Raw genomic sequence first — 15,640 nt, forward strand, 5'->3', positions numbered from 1 at the left:
CGAACCGGACGCGGAACGCCGATGACCCCGGGAGGGACACCCGGGGTCATCGTGCGCGCGGCCGGCCGCGCGGTTCAGGGGCGGGCGGTCTCCTCGGAGGCGCCGGTGATCATCGAGACGATCTCGTTGCGGCTGGTCCCGGTGATGCCGCGGACGCCGACCTGGCGTCCCCGGCGCAGCACCGCCACCCGGTCCGCGATCCGGAACACCTGGTCCAGGTTGTGGCTGACGACGAGCACGGCGGCGCCCCGCTCCCGCAGCTTCAGGATCAGCTCCTCCACCTTGGCGGTCTCGGCCACGCCCAGCGCCGCTGTCGGCTCGTCCATCAGCACCAGGCCGCTGGCCCAGTGGGTGGCGCGGCAGATCGCCACCGCCTGCCGCTGGCCGCCGGACAGGTCCCGGATCGTCGCCTTCGCGCTGGGGATGCGTACGTCCAGCGCGTCCACCAGATCCTGGGTCTCCCGGGCCATCCGGCGCCGGTCGAGCAGGCGCAGAGGGCCACGGGTGAGTTCCCGGCCCAGGAACATGTTCATGTAGACCGGCTGCGAGTCGGCCAGGGCCAGGTCCTGGTAGACCACCTCGACCCCCTGCCGGCGGGCGTCGGAGGCGTCCCGGAACGTCACCGGCCGCCCGTGCATCTCCAGCTCACCCTCGGTCGGCTGGTACACGCCGGAGATGATCTTCACGAGGGTGGACTTGCCGGCGCCGTTGTCGCCGACCAGGGCGGTGATCTCCCCGGCGGCCAGTTCCAGGTCGAAACGCTCGATCGCGACGACGCCGCCGAACTGCTTGCGGATGCCGCGCAACCGCAGCGCCGGGGCGCCCGCCCGGGTCGCGTCGTCCTTGTGGGTGACGGTGCTCATCATGCCCTCCCTGCGCGGCGAGCCGCCTGGATGCCGGGGCCGTCGCCCGCGGCGGTGTCCTCCAACCTGATCGGCGCCGAGCCGTCGGCGGCGTACACCCCGGCCACGGCCGGCGCGCCGGACCGGATGCCGGTCACGCCGGCGGTCAGCGCCCGGGTGACGAACGCCTGCGGCCGGAAACCGAACAGGACCGTGTCACCCGGGGCGCACCCCGGCGCCGCGCTGACGTCGGCCATCGCGTAGTAGTCGATCGCCTCCGGCGCGGGCATCTCCACGTCGACCAGGTACGCGTCGTCGAGACCACCGCCCCGGGGCACGATCAGCGCCCGGGTGCCGCCCAGGCCGAGCACCGGGTCGACGTAGAGGCCGCCACCGAAGACGTACGCCCGACCGTCCCACAGGTGCGACACCTCGCTGACGTAGAGCACGGCGGGCTCCTCGACCAGGTCGGTCACCGCGTGCCAGGGCGTCGTGCCGGTGAGCCCGTGGCCGGGCTCGACCTGCGTCACGCCGGCCTCGGCCAGCGTGGCCAGGATCGCCGCCGACGTCGTACCCGGGGCGTTGATCTCGACGTGCGACCGCCCGGCGGCGCGCAGCGCGGCGGCGGCGCGTCGCAGGGTGCCGAGGTTGGGCGTCGGCACGACCCGTCCGGCGGCCGTGTCGAACAACTGGGTCGGGAAGCTGGTGACACCCGCGAACCGGGCGCCGGGAAGGGCGTCGAGCCGGTCGGCGACCGCGACGATCTCGTCGGCCGCCCAGCCGCCCTCGTGGCCCCGGTAGAAGCGGTCGCCGGGCGCGGCGATCCGGGCGAGCAGCGCCTGCTCCCGCCCGGCCGCCGCGCTCGCGCCCGCCGCCTCGGCGGCCTTGGCGTCGTTGAAGACCGTCCAGTACGCGGGCGCGAGCGCGGCGGCGACCGCCGCCTCGTGCCGGGGGATCTGCACCAGGTGACCGAGGTGACCGATGCCGAGCCCGCCGTGCCGGTCGGCGAGCGCGCACTGGAGGTCGACGCCGACCGCCTCGGTGATGCCCGCGTCGCGGACCGTCCGGCAGAAGTCGGGGTTGCGCCCGACCTGCTTGGTCATCGCGTAGACCGACAGACCGAAGCGGTCGGCCTCGCGGCGGATGGCGGCGGCGTTCGCCGCGACCGTGTCGAGGTCCAGCGCGTAGGAGTTCGCCGGCAGGTCACCGCTGTCGTGCAGGTGCGCGGCGGCGGCGAGCAGGCCCGGATTGCGGCGTCGCAGCAGGTCCAGAAACATGCGGTTGCTTCCTTCCGGGTCAGCTTCGCCGCTCGCGCAGCGAGAGGGAGACGGCCACCAGGATGATCGCGCCGCGCGCCATCATCTGCTGGGACACGGACAGGCCGGCCAGGATCAGGCCGTTGTTGAGCATGCCCATCAGCAGGCTGCCCAGCACCGCGCCGACGATCGAGCCCTTGCCGCCGAAGAGGCTGGTGCCGCCCACGATCACGGCGGCGATCACGGACATCAGGTCGGCCTCGCCGAGGGTGTACCGGGCGCCCTGGAGGCGTCCGGCGTACAGCAGGCCGGCCAGGGCGGCGCACATCGCGCTGCCCATCAGCACCATGATCTTGACGCGGATCACCTTGATGCCGCTGACCCGGGCCGCTGCCACGTTGTCGCCGATGGCGAGCGTGTGCGCGCCGTACCGGGTCTGGCGCAGCACCAGGTACCCGACCACCGCCGCCGCCACCGACCAGAGCACCAGCCCGGGGATGCCGAGGATCTCGCCCTGGCCGAAGAAGGAGAGGAACGCGTCGTTGCTGACCGGCACCGACTGCAGGCCGGTGACCTCGCGGGCCAGGCCCGCCACCGCGCCCATGGTGGCGAGCGTGACCAGGAAGGAGGGCAGCCGGACCAGGGTGACGAAGACGCCGTTGACCAGGCCGACCGCCGCGCCGGCGGCGAGACCGGCGGCCACCCCGAGCAGCATGTTGTCGGTCTCCCGCAGCGTCACCGCGCCGACCAGCGCGGAGAGCGCGACGACCGAGCCGATCGACAGGTCGATCTCGCCGGCGGCCAGCACGAAGACCAGCCCGACCGCCATGATCGTGATGGGCGCGGTCTGGATGACGATGTTTGTGAGGTTGCTCGTGGTCAGGAAGCCGTTGCTGCCCTGGGTGACGGCGAAGAACAGGAACACGACCGCGAAGCCGATGTAGACCACGTAGTCGCGCCAGTTGATCCGGCGCCAGGCCGGGGCGGCGCTGGTCTTCACCGCCGCATCGGTGTGGGTCATCTATCGTCCCTCCGCTGTCTGGAAAGAGGTGGTCGTGCCGTCGTGGACGCCGGCCTCCCGGCGGGCGACCGCGACGGCGCCGAGCAGGCCGGCCCGGTCGCCGAGCAGGCTGGTCTTGATCAACGGGACGCCCGTGCTCAGCGCGGCGACCCAGCGCCGGACCGGCTCGACGAGCTCGGTCCGGGAGCCGATGCCGCCGCCCAGGATCACCGCCTCCGGGTCCAGGACGGCGGTGACCGCGACGACCGCCAGGGCGATCAGCCGGGCCTCCTCGTCGATGGCCGCCAGCGCGACCGGATCGCCGGCGGCGGCCCGGTCGAAGACGTCGGGCACGCTCGCCTGCTCGCCGGACACCGCCCGGTACCGGGCGGCGAGGGCGGCGCCGGCGACGGCTTCCTCCAGCGCGCCCTTCACCTGGTTGCCCGGGTCGAACGGGTCGGTTCCCAGCGGCAGGTAGGAGATCTCCCCCGCCGCGCCGCGCGCGCCCCGGACCAGCTCACCGTTCAGCACGATGCCCATGCCGACTCCGGTGCCGACCGCCACGAACACGAAGTGCCGGTGGGTACGCCCGCTGCCCAGCCACCGCTCCCCGGCGGCGGCCATGTTGACGTCGTTGTCCAGCACGACCGGGTGCCCCAGGCGGCGGGTCAGCTCGGCCCGCACGTCGAGCGCCTCGAGGTCGGAGACGTTCGGCGACAGCTCGATCGCGCCGGTCGCCGGGTCGGGCACGCCGGGCAGGCCGATCGCGCTGGCCCGCACGTCGGACCAGTCGACGCCGGCCCGGTCGGCCAGTTGGCGCAGCAGCGTGTCGATCTGCGCGGCCACCGCCGTGCCGCCCCGGGGGTCGGTCGGCTGCACCTGCTCGCTCACGACGAGACCGTCGAGGTCGGCCAGCGCGGCCCGCAGCTTGGTGCCGCCGAGGTCGACGCCGGCGACGTAGCCGGACGGACGCGGATGCGCGGCCATCAGCCGACCGTCAGGAGTCGGGCCGGGTTGGCCGCCAGCATCTGGTCGATCGCCTCCGGCGGCACACCGAGGCGGGTGAGACCCGGCACGATCTCCCGGCCGAGGTAGGAGTAGCCGAGCCGGCCGTGCGTACGCGGGTTCAGGTACGCTTCCGCGCCGGTCAGGTCCATCGAGAGCAGGATCCGGTCGGCGTAGCCGTCGCGGACCAGCCCGGCGAGCATGTCGAGCCGGGCACGGTCGGGCCGGTGGTACGCCCGCTTGCCGAACTCGCCCTCCGGCGGGTTCTCCGGCAGCGGGGCGAGCACGAAGTCCCAGAACTGCTTGCCGAGCGTGTCGAAGGCGATGTTGACGCCGGTGGCCAGCACCGCCCGCAGGTAGTCCGGGTCCGGGTTGATGTCCAGGTGGCCGATGACGACGCGGGAGGGGTCCATCTTCTCCTCGCGCAGGATCTCGACCTGCTCCAGCGCCATGGTGCCGTGCGTGGTGTGCGTGTTCAGCGCCAGGCCGGTGGCGACGGCGGCGCGGGCGGCGGCACGCAGGCACTTCTCCTCGTGCGCGGTGATCTCGTTCAGCCCGGTGGCCTGCTCGCCGAAGATGCCGACCTTGATCCCGGTGTCCCCGACACCGACGGTGGCGTCGGCGACGAAGCGTTCCCGCATCTCGTCGACGCTCGCGCGCAGCGCCCAGCCGGGCGAGTACGGCTCCAGGTAGATCGCCGATCCGGCGACCACGTGCAGGCCGGTACGCAGTGCCACCTCACGCAGCAGCGTCACGTCGTGACCGACCACCTCGTACGGGGACAGGTCCACGATCGTGCCGAAGCCCAGCTCGGGCAGGTCGCGTACCGCCCCGGCGGCGAGGTCCGCGCGGTCGTCGGCGACGCCGCCGGACAGCCACGGCCCGGGCACCAGCGCGCCGAGGTGCTCGTGACTCAGCACCCGGCCGAGCGACTCGGGAGGCACCGGTCCGAGGACTGTCTGGACGTACCCCATGTGCTTCTTCCTCTCGTCTCGCGGTGCTCGCGGACCCGGCGGTGGGCCGGACCGCGCCCGGCGAGGTCCGGGGCCCGTTCGGCCGGGCCCCGGACCTCGCCGCCCGGCGTCAGTTGCCGAGCACCTCGGCCGGGGGCTCCTGGCCGTAGTCGTCGCGCCAGGCGTCGGCGATGTTGTCCTTGGTCGCGGCCATCGGCGATCCGACGACCAGCTCCGGGGCCTTCTTGCCGAGCAGGCCGTACGCGGCGACGACGCCCAGGTTCTGGCCGAGCCGGGTCGAGCCGTTGGCGACGATGCCGGCGACGTTGCCGCCCTTGACCATGTCGGCGGCGAGGTTCGCCTCCAGGTCGTTCGTGACGATCTTGACGTCGGTGCGGCCCTGCTGCCGGGTCGCGGCGAGCACGCCCTCGGCGGCGGTGGCCCAGGCGACGTAGACGCCCTTGAGGTCGGCGTGGCGGGTCAGCATCGCGGTGGCGATGTCCTCGGTGCGCGCCGGGTCGGAGAACCCGGCCTCCTCGACGATCTCGATGTCCGGGTAGAGGTAGCCCAGCCAGTCCTTGAACGCCTTGTCCCGCTGGTTGGTGAACCAGAAGTCGGCGTCGTGGTAGACGTAGCCGACCTTGCCCTTGCCGCCGAGCGCCTTGCCGAGCATCTCCGCGTTGGCCTTGCCGAACGCGGTCAGGTCGGCGGTGACGATGCCGACGATCTGCTGCCCGGACTTGTAGTCCTTCGGCGGGGTGGTCATCACGACGAGCTTGACGCCGGCGTCCACGGCGGGCTTGAAGGCGGCGGCCGCCGCGGTCGGGTCGACGGCGATGGTGACGATCAGGTCGGGCTTGAGCGCCAGCACGGTCTGCACGTTGTTGGCCTGCCGGGCGGCGTCGAACTCGGCGCTGGTGCTGGCGAGCACCTTGATGCCGAGCTGGTCGAACTCCTTGCGGACGCCGGACTCGACGGCCTTGGTCAGCGCGGAGCCCTCGTGCCAGACGAAGGCGGCGGAGTAGTTGCCGTCCTTGACCTTCTGCCGCTCCTCGTCGGTCAGCGAGAGCTGGTCGGCGGCGGTCGGCGTCTCGCCGCCGGGGCCGACGAACGACAGGCTGGGTTCGGTACGCGGGCCGCTCGACGCGCCGCCGCTCCCGGAGGTCTCGTTCGAGCAGGCGCCGACCATGAGCGCCAGGGCGCAGAGCGCGCCGAGGGCGGCGCCACGTCTACGGCTGAGAATCATTGCTCTTCCCTTCACAGCAACGGGGTCCGGAACCGGGATTCCGGACTGACACGGGGGTCCGATGCGACCGGCACGGCGCGTACGGGGGCACGCGCCGCCTCCTTGGGGCCGGCAACCTCTATTTCCGTTCAGGGTGAAAGTATTATCGCGGTCATCACAGTCCGTCAAGAGCGCTGGTCAGAGATTCGACCCACTCGGTTCAACCGTCACCACCGGCCTCACCTCGGAATTCAGTGGGATCCGTCGCCCGGGTGCGGGCCGGAAGGCCACATGGTCCGGGTGGTTGCTCATCCAGCGGCGTGGCTTTAACATTCGGGCGGAAAGAAAATCGGCGGAGGTGGGCGTGGAATCTCGAGCACCACGGGCGGCGAACCGGTCCACAGTGCTGGCCCACGTGCTGACCCACGGCCCGGTGAGCCGCACGGCCATCGGCCACGAGACCGACCTCTCCCCCGCCACCGTGTCGCGGATCGTGGAACAGCTGCTCGACGAGGGGCTGCTGACCGAGACCGACGGCGCACCCACCACCAACCGGGGCCGCCGGGCGACCCAGGTCGCGATCGCCGCCGGACGCGGCGTGGTCTGCGGCGTCGACGTCGGCGGCTCCAACGTCCGGCTGGTGGTCGCCGATCTCGCCGCCCGGCCGCTGACCGGTCGGACCGTGCCCACACCCGCCGACTACGACGCGCCCCGGCTGGCCCAGTGGCTGGCCGACCTGATCATGCGGACCGTCGGCGCCGACCGGGAGCGGCTCGACTGCGTAGCGGTGGGCCTGCCCGGCGCCGTCCGGCAGGGAGACCGCGCCGTCTCCAACGCCCCGAACCTGCCCCAGGTGGAGGACCCGCTGTTCCTGCGGCTGCTGGAGAAGCACCTGGGCGCCGCGGTCGAGGTCGACAACGACTCCAACTACGCGCTGCTCGGGGAGCTGCGCTTCGGCGCCGCCCGGGACGCGCAGACAGCGGTGATGCTCACCATCGGGGCCGGACTCGGCGCCGGCGTCGCCATCGACCGCCGGCTGTTCCGGGGCCGCAGCGGCCTGGTGGGCGAGTTCGGCCACCTGCCGGCCGGCCCGCTCGGCGCGCCGCTCGAACGGATCATCAGCGGGTCCGGCATCCTCGCCCGCGCCCGCGAACTCGGCCTGTCGTTCGACAACGCGGCCGACGTGTTCCGCTCGGCCGACCCGCGACTGGCGCCGGTCAAGCAGTACGTCGAGCAGGCGCTGCTGGTGGTCCTCACCGCGGCGGTGGTCGCCTACGAACCGGAGGTGATCGTCCTCGGCGGCGGCGTCTCCCACGCGCTCACACCCGACCTGGTCCGGCTACGCGGCCGGCTGCACGAGATCGTGCCGGCCGCCGAGGCGGCAGTGCACGGCGCGGAACTCGGTGACCTCTCCGGCGCGCTGGGCGCCGTGGTCGCGGCGCTGCACACCGCGTACCGGCGGCTCGGGCTCGCCGAGGCGGACCTCGCCCGCGTTCCCCAGCCGGACGCCCTCGCCGGCTGCGACCTGCCGGCCCTGGCCGACCACGCCTGAGCAGGCGGCAGCGCCCCCGCCGGGCGCTGCTGTGAGCGTTCACCCGGCGGCCGGCCCGCTCCTTCTCCGGAACCGACCGGTTGAACATGTTATCGATAACCTGCTATGTTCCGGCACGGGAGCGAAGGGCACGCTCCCCGTCACCCCCGCAATCGGCACGGCGCACGAGGGTCCCCTCGCCGTCCGGCCGATCGGTGACCAGTCCGGGCCGCTCCGCCGATGCACGCCGACGCAGGCGGCCACCGGACGACTTCGGCCCAGCCGCACGCACGGCTCCACGCCCTCTTCGCAGGCGACGTCGGCATCGACGGACGGCCCGGCCTGCACCACCACCCAGGGCAAGGAGTCCAGCAATGGCGAAACGAACATCCCTTCTCTCCTCCGTCGCCGCCGCGGCCGTGCTCCTCGCGGCGGCGGCCGGCGGCGCGCTCAGCGCCGACCTCGGCGAGACGGCGCAGGCGTCGACAAACGGCACGCTCGCGGCGACCGCCGGCTGCGGCAAGGCGCCGACGCTGTCCAGCGGAACGCGCACCATCTCCAGCGGCGGGCAGAACCGCAGCTACATCCTGCGCATCCCGGACGGGTACGACCGCAACCACCCGTACCGGCTGATCTTCGGGTTCCACTGGCTGAACGGCTCGGCCAACAACGTCGCCTCGGCCGGCTACTACGGCCTGCTGCCGCTGTCGAACAACAGCACGATCTTCGTCGCGCCGCAGGGCATCGACAACGGCTGGGCCAACACCAACGGCCGGGACCTGACGCTGTTCGACGACATCTCCCGGCAGATCGAGAACGACCTCTGCGTCGACACGTCCCAGCGGTTCGCGCTCGGCTGGAGCTACGGCGGGGCGATGAGCTACGCGGTGGCCTGCGCCCGGCCCAACGTCGTCCGCGCGGTCACCGTCATCTCCGGCGCGAACCTGAGCGGCTGCAACGGCGGCACCCAGCCGGTCGCCTACTTCGGCATCCACGGCATCTACGACAGCGTGCTGAACATCTCCATGGGCCGCTCGCTGCGCGACACGTTCGTCCGGAACAACGGCTGCACCGCGCAGAGTCCGCGCGAGCCGAGCCGGGGCAGCCTCACCCACATCACCACCACGTACTCCGGCTGCCGCGAGGGCTACCCGGTGCAGTGGGCCGCGTTCGACGGCGACCACACCCCCAGCCCGGTCGACGGGTCGTCCAGCCCGAACGACTCCCGGACCTGGACCTCGGGGGAGATTTGGCGGTTCTTCAGCCAGTTCGCGTCCACCACGCCGCCGACCACGGCGCCGCCGACCTCCGTGCCGCCGACCACGCCGCCGGTCACCACCGCACCGCCCACGACGCCGCCGGTCACGACCCCGCCGCCGGGTGAGCCGGGCGCCTGCACCGCGACCTACCGGACCGTGAACACCTGGCCGGGCGGCTTCCAGGCCGAGGTCACCGTGGCCAACAACGGCGCCACCACGCTCAACGGTTGGACCGTACGCCTGACCCTGGCCTCCGGCCAGGCGATCAGCAGCCTCTGGAACGGCGTCAACACGGGCACCACCGGCTCGGTGTCGGTCCGCAACGCCGACTACAACGGCACGGTCGGCGCGAACGGCTCGACCACGTTCGGGTTCACCGCCACCGGAAACGGGGCCACCGCGCCCAGCGGAGTCAGCTGCACCAGTCCCTGATCTCCGTACCGCCGAACCCCCGCACGGGGAGCCGGGCCGTGGGTGGCACGCCGCCGCCCTCGGCCCGGCACCGCCGGGACAACTGAGGTCCCGCCGGACGCCGGGATGTGCTCTAATTAACTTTGGTCGATGTTCGCGCTAACATTTACGACCCCACAGGCCACCACCACCGACATGTCGGGGCCGCCGCCACACCACTGTTAGCGCTTACACCGACGGCCATCCACAACTCGCGAGGCACCGTGCCGGACGGTCGGGTGCTCGCGCGTATCCGAGGAGCCGTCATGGTGATCCCCCGTCCCCGGTCCGTCCGATCCGGACCACCGCGTATGACCATCTCCGCCCTGGTGCTCGTCCTGGCCGTCGCCGGCGCCGCCGTGGCCGCGCAGACCCGAAGCGCCGTGGCCGCCCCCGGGCCCGGCTCCATCGTGGGCGTGCAGTCCGGCCGCTGCGTCGACGTCCCCAACGGCAGCACCACGAACGGCACCCAGGTCCAGCTGTACGACTGCACCGGCGGCACGCCGCAGAGCTGGACGTACACGTCGGCGAAGCAGCTCACGGTGTACGGCAACAAATGCCTGGACGCCAACGGCCAGGGCACCAGCCCGGGCACGACGGTGATCATCTGGGACTGCAACGGCCAGGCCAACCAGCAGTGGAACATCACCTCGGCCGGCACCGTCACCGGTCAGCAGTCCGGGCTGTGCCTGGACGCGACGAACGCGGGCACCGCCAACGGCACCAGGATCATCCTGTGGACCTGCAACGGACAGGCAAACCAGCGGTGGAACGTCTCGACCACACCGTCGTCACCGCCGCCCACCTCGACGCCGCCGCCCGGCGGCCGGCCGTGCGACATCTACGCCGCGGGCGGCACCCCGTGCGTCGCGGCGCACAGCACCACCCGGGCGCTGTTCTCGGCGTACGGCGGCAACCTCTACCAGGTCCGCCGATCCTCGGACAATGCCACCCGCAACATCGGGCTGGTGAGTGCGGGCGGCTACGCCGACGCCGCTGCGCAGGACGCGTTCTGCTCCGGTACGAGCTGCGTGATCACCGCCGTGTTCGACCAGTCGGGACGCGGTAACGACCTGTGGTACCAGGGCTCCGCGCAGGTCCCCGGCTCCACCTCCAGCCGGCCCGCGAACGCGACGAGCGAGTCGCTGACGGTCGGCGGCGCCCGGGCGTATTCCCTCTACATCAACCCTGGGAACAGCTACTGGCGGGACGGCCACCTGACCGGCGTCCCCACCGGCTCCGCCCCCGAGGGCATGTACATGGTGACCAGCGGCACCCACGTCAACAGCGGCTGCTGCTTCGACTACGGCAACAGCGAGACCACCCGCAGCGCCGACGCGGCGGGGGCGATGGACGCGATCAACTTCAGCACCAGTTGCTGGTTCGGCGGCTGCTCCGGCAGCGGCCCCTGGGTGCAGGCCGACCTGGAGTGGGGTCTCTACCCGGGCGGCAGCCAGTCCTGGAACCCGAACCAGCGGGCGTTCACCAACCGGTTCGTCACCGCCACCCTGAAGAACAACGGCACCTCGCGGTTCGCCATCAAGGGCAGCAACGCCCAGTCCGGCGGCCTCTACACGCTCTACGACGGGTCGCTGCCGGCCGGTTACAGCCCGATGCGTAAGCAGGGCGCGATCATCCTGGGCAGCGGCGGCGACTGCTGCAAGCCCGGCGGCGGCGCGAACCTCAGCGCCGGCACCTTCTACGAGGGCGCCATGGTCGCGGGCTATCCGTCCGACGCGACCGAGAACGCCGTCCAGGCCGACATCGTCGCCGCCGGCTACCGCTGACCGGCGAGCCACTCGGCGACCACACTCCGCATCTCCCGAAAGGACTCGTCATGTCCGAGCCGAGATGGATACGCCGACTGCTGGCGGCGTTCGCCGTCACCGTCCTGGCCGCCGCCGGCGGCCTGATCCTCACCGCCGGCCCCGCACAGGCCGCCACCTCGATCACCGTCAACGGCGCCTCCGGCGGCCAGACGTTCGACGGGGTCGGCGCGGTCAGCGGCGGCGGCGGCAACAGCCGGCTGCTGATCGACTATCCGGAGCCGCAGCGCGGGCAGATCCTGGACTACCTGTTCAAGCCCGGATACGGCGCCGCGCTGCAGATCCTCAAGGTCGAGATGGGCGGCGACACCAACTCCACCAGCGGGTCCGAGCCGAGTCACGAGCACGTCCGGGGCGATCTCAACTGCAACCGCGGCTACCAGTGGTGGATCATGGAGCAGGCCAAGGCCCGCAACCCCGCCATCAAGCTGGCAGCCCTGCCGTGGGGCGCTCCCGGGTGGATCGGCAACGGCAACTTCATGTCCCAGGACATGATCAACTACTTCGTGGACTGGCTGGGCTGCGCGCGGCAGCACAACCTGACCATGGACTACATCACCGCCGCCCAGAACGAGAAGCGGACGGACGCGAACTGGACCATCAGCCTGCGCCAGGCGCTGAACGCCAACGGCTACAGCGGCGTGAAGATCATCTACGGGGACGACTACCCCGGTAGCTGGGGCCCGGCCAACGCCGTCGCCGGCAACGCCACGCTGCGCAACAGCATCGACGTGCTCAGCGGCCACTACCCGTGCGGCTACCTCAGCGCGCAGACCACCTGCACCGTGTCCTCGACAGCCACCTCCACCGGCAAGACGCTGTGGAACAGCGAGGGCGGCTCGCAGGACTACAACGACGGCGCCAAGCCGCTGGCCCGCGGCATCAACCGCGGCTACATCGACGGCCGGATGGTCGCCTACCTCAACTGGGACCTGATCGCCGCCATCACGCCGAACCTGCCCTGGTCCACGGTCGGGCTGATCCTGGCCAACCAGCCCTGGTCCGGCTGGTACTCGGTCGGCAAGAACACCTGGGCGCTGGCCCACACCACCCAGTTCACCGCACCCGGCTGGCGCTACCTGGACTCGGCCTCGGGCTACCTGGGCGGCAACCGCAACAACGGCAGCTACGTGTCGCTGCGCTCGCCCACCACCGGCGACTACAGCACCGTCATCGAGACCATGGACGCCACCGCGGCCCAGCAGGTCACCATGACCGTCACCGGCGGGCTGTCCACCGGCCAGGCGCACATCTGGGCCACGAACCTGAACTCGACAAACCCGAACGACTTCTTCGTCCGCACCGCGGACGTCACCCCGTCGGGCGGGTCGTTCACGTTCACCGCCCAGCCCGGCCACCTCTACACCGTCACCACCACGACCGGGCAGGGCAAGGGCACCGCCACCAGCCCGGCGCAGGGCTCGCTGGGCCTGCCGTACCGCGACGACTTCGACAGCTACGCCAGCGGGCGGTTCCCGAAGTACCTCCAGGACATGCAGGGCGCGTTCGAGATCGTCGGCTGCGGCGGCGGCCGGTCCGGCATGTGCCTGCGCCAGATGTCCGCGCAGGCGCCCATCACCTGGAAGACCCTCGCCGACCCGGCGACCTACGGCGGGAACCTGAGCTGGGGCAACTACACGGTCTCCGCCGACGTCCTGCTCGAACAGTCCGGCTACGCCCAGATCCAGGGCCGCGTCGGCAGCACCAACCTGGACCCGATCGGCCGCTACAACGCCTACTTCCTGCGGGTCACCGACGCCGGCGCGTGGTCCATCCTGCGCAACAACACCGCCGGGCAGCTCACCACGCTGCGCAGCGGGAACGTGGCGGCGCTCGGCACCAACCGCTGGCACAGCCTCGCGCTGGGCTTCGCCGGCACCACCATCACCGCCACCATCGACGGCGCCACCGTCGGCACGGCCACCGACTCCACCTTCGGCTCCGGCCAGGTCGGCTTCGGCACCAGCCAGGGCGAGACCGCGCAGTTCGACAACCTGTCGGTGGTCGCCGGCCCGGGTGGCAACCCCGGCGGTACGAGCGGCGCGTGGCTCAACCCCAACTCCAGCCGCTGCCTCGACGTGCCGAACCAGTCCCAGACCAACGGCACCCAGGTGACGTTGTGGGAGTGCAACGGCGGGACCAACCAGCAGTGGACGGCGACGTCGAGCCGGCAACTCCAGGTGTACGGGAGCAAGTGCCTGGACGCCGAGGGGCAGGGCACCTCGTCCGGCACCCGGGTGATCATCTGGGACTGCAACGGCGGCGCCAACCAGCAGTGGAACGTCAACACCGACGGCACGATCACCGGCGTCCAGTCCGGACTGTGCCTGAGCCCGAACGGCGGCGGGACCGGCAACGGCACCTCGATCGTCCTGTCCGCCTGCACCGGCGCGAACAGCCAGAAGTGGAGCCGGGCGTGACGGCCCGACCCTCGCCGACCACACCATCCGCCGCGGCGCGGCCTACCCCGGGAGATGACCTGTGACGTCAACGCTATGGAGAACCGACCGCCGGACCAGACGATGGCTCGCTCTGGCGGTGACCCTGCTCGCCCTGCTCGGGCTGGCCCCGGCCATCGCCGGCGGACTGAACCCGACCGCCGCCCGGGCGGACAACCCGATCGTGCAGACCATCTACACGGCCGACCCGGCCCCGCTCGTGTACAACAACCGGGTCTACCTCTACACCGGCCACGACGAGGACAACTCGACCTGGTTCACCATGAAGGAGTGGCGGGTCTACTCGTCCGACGACATGGTCAACTGGACCGACCACGGATCGCCGCTCAGCCTCGCCACGTTCAGCTGGGCCAAGCAGGACGCGTGGGCCGGCCAGGCGGTCCACCGCAACGGAAAGTTCTACTGGTACGTGCCGATGGTCGTGCGGGCCACCGGCCAGATGGGCATCGGGGTGGCGGTGGCGGACAGCCCCACCGGGCCGTTCCGGGACGCCATCGGGCGCCCGCTGGTGAGCAACGGTGAGATCGACCCGACCGTGTTCATCGACGACGACGGCCAGGCGTACCTGTACTGGGGCAACCCCCGCCTGTGGTACGTCAAGCTGAACGCGGACATGATCTCGTACTCGGGCAGCCCGACCCAGATCCCGCTGACCGCGGCGGGATTCGGCGCACGGACCGGTGACGCGAACCGGCCGACCCTCTACGAGGAGGGTCCGTGGGTGTACAAGCGCAACGGCCTCTACTACATGGTCTTCGCGGCCAAGTGCTGCTCGGAGTTCATCGCCTACTCCACCGCGCCCGGGCCGCTGGGGCCGTGGACGTACCGCGGCACCGTCATGCCCACCCAGGGCAGCAGCTTCACCAACCACCCCGGCATCACCGACTACAAGGGCGGCTCGTACTTCTTCTACCACAACGGCGCGCTGCCCGGCGGCGGCGGTTTCACCAGGTCGGTGGCGGTGGAGAAGTTCTCCTACGGCGCTGACGGCTCGATCCCGACGATCAACATGACCACCACCGGCGCACCGCAGATCGGCACGCTCAACCCGTACATCCGGCAGGAGGCCGAGACGAGCGCCTGGGCGTCCGGCGTGGAGACCGAGCCGGCCAGCGGCGGCGGGATGAACGTCGGCTTCATCGACAACGGCGACTACCTCAAGATCAAGGGCGTCGCCTTCGGGTCCGGCGCGACCTCGTACACCGCCCGGGTGGCCTCCGCGGGCAGCGGCGGCACCATCGAGCTGCGGCTGGACGGCACCAGCGGCCCGGTGGTGGGCACCTGCCGGGTGTCCGGCACCGGCGGCTGGCAGACCTGGGCCGACACGACCTGCGCGGTCAGCGGCGCCACCGGCACCCACGACCTCTACCTGCGGTTCACCGGCGGCAGCGGCTCGCTGTTCAACATCGACCACTGGCGGTTCACCCCCGCCGGGAGCACGCCGCCGCCCACCGACCCGCCGACCACCACGCCGCCGCCGATCGATCCCCCGCCGACCACTGCGCCGCCCACCACGCCGCCGCCGGGCGGTGGCGCCTGCACCGCCACCTACCGCACCACGAACTCCTGGTCGGGCGGCTTCCAGGCCGAGGTGACAGTCACGGCCGGCGCCGCGGCGCTCAACGGGTGGTCGGTGCGGTGGAACCTGGCCGGTGGCCAGAGCATCAGCCAGGTCTGGAGCGGCACGCTGAGCACCAGCGGCTCCACCGCGACCGTCAGCAACGCCGCGTACAACGGCTCCGTGCCCGCGTCCGGCTCCACCACGTTCGGCTTCATCGCCAACGGCTCGCCGACCACCCCGTCCCTGACCTGCACCACCCCGTGAAAGGAGCAC

General features: G+C 71.8%; 11 protein-coding genes. 5 read left to right on the top strand and 6 right to left on the bottom strand.

Going from position 1 to position 15,640, the window contains the following annotated elements:
* Positions 1 to 74: 74 nt before the first annotated feature.
* The 6 genes from O7542_RS16320 to O7542_RS16345 form a co-directional block, all read right to left on the bottom strand.
* Positions 75 to 863, bottom strand: coding sequence for an ATP-binding cassette domain-containing protein (locus O7542_RS16320; RefSeq protein WP_043325207.1), 789 nt, complete (start codon positions 861 to 863; stop codon positions 75 to 77).
* Entirely contained in the window at positions 863 to 2,119 is a 1,257-nt protein-coding gene (locus O7542_RS16325) for an alanine racemase (protein WP_274477905.1), read from the bottom strand. Before O7542_RS16325 ends, O7542_RS16320 begins: the two co-directional genes overlap by 1 nt.
* A 19-nt stretch (positions 2,120 to 2,138) precedes the next feature.
* Positions 2,139 to 3,119, bottom strand: a complete 981-nt coding sequence (locus O7542_RS16330; RefSeq protein WP_064447400.1) for an ABC transporter permease — start codon at positions 3,117 to 3,119, stop codon at positions 2,139 to 2,141.
* Positions 3,120 to 4,085 carry an ROK family protein gene (locus O7542_RS16335; RefSeq protein ID WP_281604828.1) on the bottom strand — a complete coding sequence of 322 codons (966 nt, stop codon included), beginning with the start codon at positions 4,083 to 4,085 and terminating at the stop codon, positions 3,120 to 3,122.
* Positions 4,085 to 5,077 (bottom strand): aryldialkylphosphatase, encoded by a 993-nt coding sequence (locus tag O7542_RS16340; protein ID WP_043325210.1) that lies wholly within the window; start codon positions 5,075 to 5,077, stop codon positions 4,085 to 4,087. Before O7542_RS16340 ends, O7542_RS16335 begins: the two co-directional genes overlap by 1 nt.
* Positions 5,078 to 5,186: 109 nt before the next feature.
* On the bottom strand, positions 5,187 to 6,302 hold the full coding sequence (locus O7542_RS16345) for a substrate-binding domain-containing protein (RefSeq protein WP_043325211.1): 1,116 nt from the start codon (positions 6,300 to 6,302) through the stop codon (positions 5,187 to 5,189).
* 343 nt (positions 6,303 to 6,645) lie between these two features.
* Here O7542_RS16345 and O7542_RS16350 point away from each other — a divergent pair, with 343 nt between their 5' ends.
* The 5 genes from O7542_RS16350 to O7542_RS16370 all read left to right on the top strand — a co-directional run bounded on the left by O7542_RS16350 (position 6,646) and on the right by O7542_RS16370 (position 15,631).
* Complete coding sequence (locus O7542_RS16350; protein ID WP_274477902.1) at positions 6,646 to 7,833, top strand: ROK family transcriptional regulator; 1,188 nt, start codon at positions 6,646 to 6,648, stop codon at positions 7,831 to 7,833.
* 353 nt (positions 7,834 to 8,186) lie between these two features.
* Positions 8,187 to 9,503 (top strand): cellulose binding domain-containing protein, encoded by a 1,317-nt coding sequence (locus O7542_RS16355; protein ID WP_281604829.1) that lies wholly within the window; start codon positions 8,187 to 8,189, stop codon positions 9,501 to 9,503.
* Positions 9,504 to 9,832: 329 nt separating this feature from the next.
* Positions 9,833 to 11,308, top strand: a complete 1,476-nt coding sequence (locus O7542_RS16360; RefSeq protein WP_043325214.1) for an arabinofuranosidase catalytic domain-containing protein — start codon at positions 9,833 to 9,835, stop codon at positions 11,306 to 11,308.
* Positions 11,309 to 11,358: 50 nt separating this feature from the next.
* The gene (locus O7542_RS16365; RefSeq protein ID WP_064447397.1) at positions 11,359 to 13,767 is read left to right on the top strand and encodes a ricin-type beta-trefoil lectin domain protein; all 2,409 of its coding nucleotides are present in this window, start codon (positions 11,359 to 11,361) and stop codon (positions 13,765 to 13,767) included.
* A 124-nt stretch (positions 13,768 to 13,891) separates the two neighbouring features.
* Complete coding sequence (locus O7542_RS16370; RefSeq protein WP_223201431.1) at positions 13,892 to 15,631, top strand: family 43 glycosylhydrolase; 1,740 nt, start codon at positions 13,892 to 13,894, stop codon at positions 15,629 to 15,631.
* Positions 15,632 to 15,640: the final 9 nt, after the last annotated feature.

Source organism: Micromonospora sp. WMMC264 (assembly GCF_027497275.1).
In the GTDB taxonomy this organism is placed as follows: Bacteria; Actinomycetota; Actinomycetes; order Mycobacteriales; family Micromonosporaceae; genus Micromonospora; species Micromonospora chalcea.

Coding starts and splice junctions, on each gene's coding strand:
- O7542_RS16320 (WP_043325207.1), bottom strand. CDS start 863: ATGAGCACCGTCACCCACAAGGACGACGCGACCCGGGCGGGCGCCCCG.
- O7542_RS16325 (WP_274477905.1), bottom strand. CDS start 2,119: ATGTTTCTGGACCTGCTGCGACGCCGCAATCCGGGCCTGCTCGCCGCC.
- O7542_RS16330 (WP_064447400.1), bottom strand. CDS start 3,119: ATGACCCACACCGATGCGGCGGTGAAGACCAGCGCCGCCCCGGCCTGG.
- O7542_RS16335 (WP_281604828.1), bottom strand. CDS start 4,085: ATGGCCGCGCATCCGCGTCCGTCCGGCTACGTCGCCGGCGTCGACCTC.
- O7542_RS16340 (WP_043325210.1), bottom strand. CDS start 5,077: ATGGGGTACGTCCAGACAGTCCTCGGACCGGTGCCTCCCGAGTCGCTC.
- O7542_RS16345 (WP_043325211.1), bottom strand. CDS start 6,302: ATGATTCTCAGCCGTAGACGTGGCGCCGCCCTCGGCGCGCTCTGCGCC.
- O7542_RS16355 (WP_281604829.1), top strand. CDS start 8,187: ATGGCGAAACGAACATCCCTTCTCTCCTCCGTCGCCGCCGCGGCCGTG.
- O7542_RS16360 (WP_043325214.1), top strand. CDS start 9,833: ATGACCATCTCCGCCCTGGTGCTCGTCCTGGCCGTCGCCGGCGCCGCC.
- O7542_RS16365 (WP_064447397.1), top strand. CDS start 11,359: ATGTCCGAGCCGAGATGGATACGCCGACTGCTGGCGGCGTTCGCCGTC.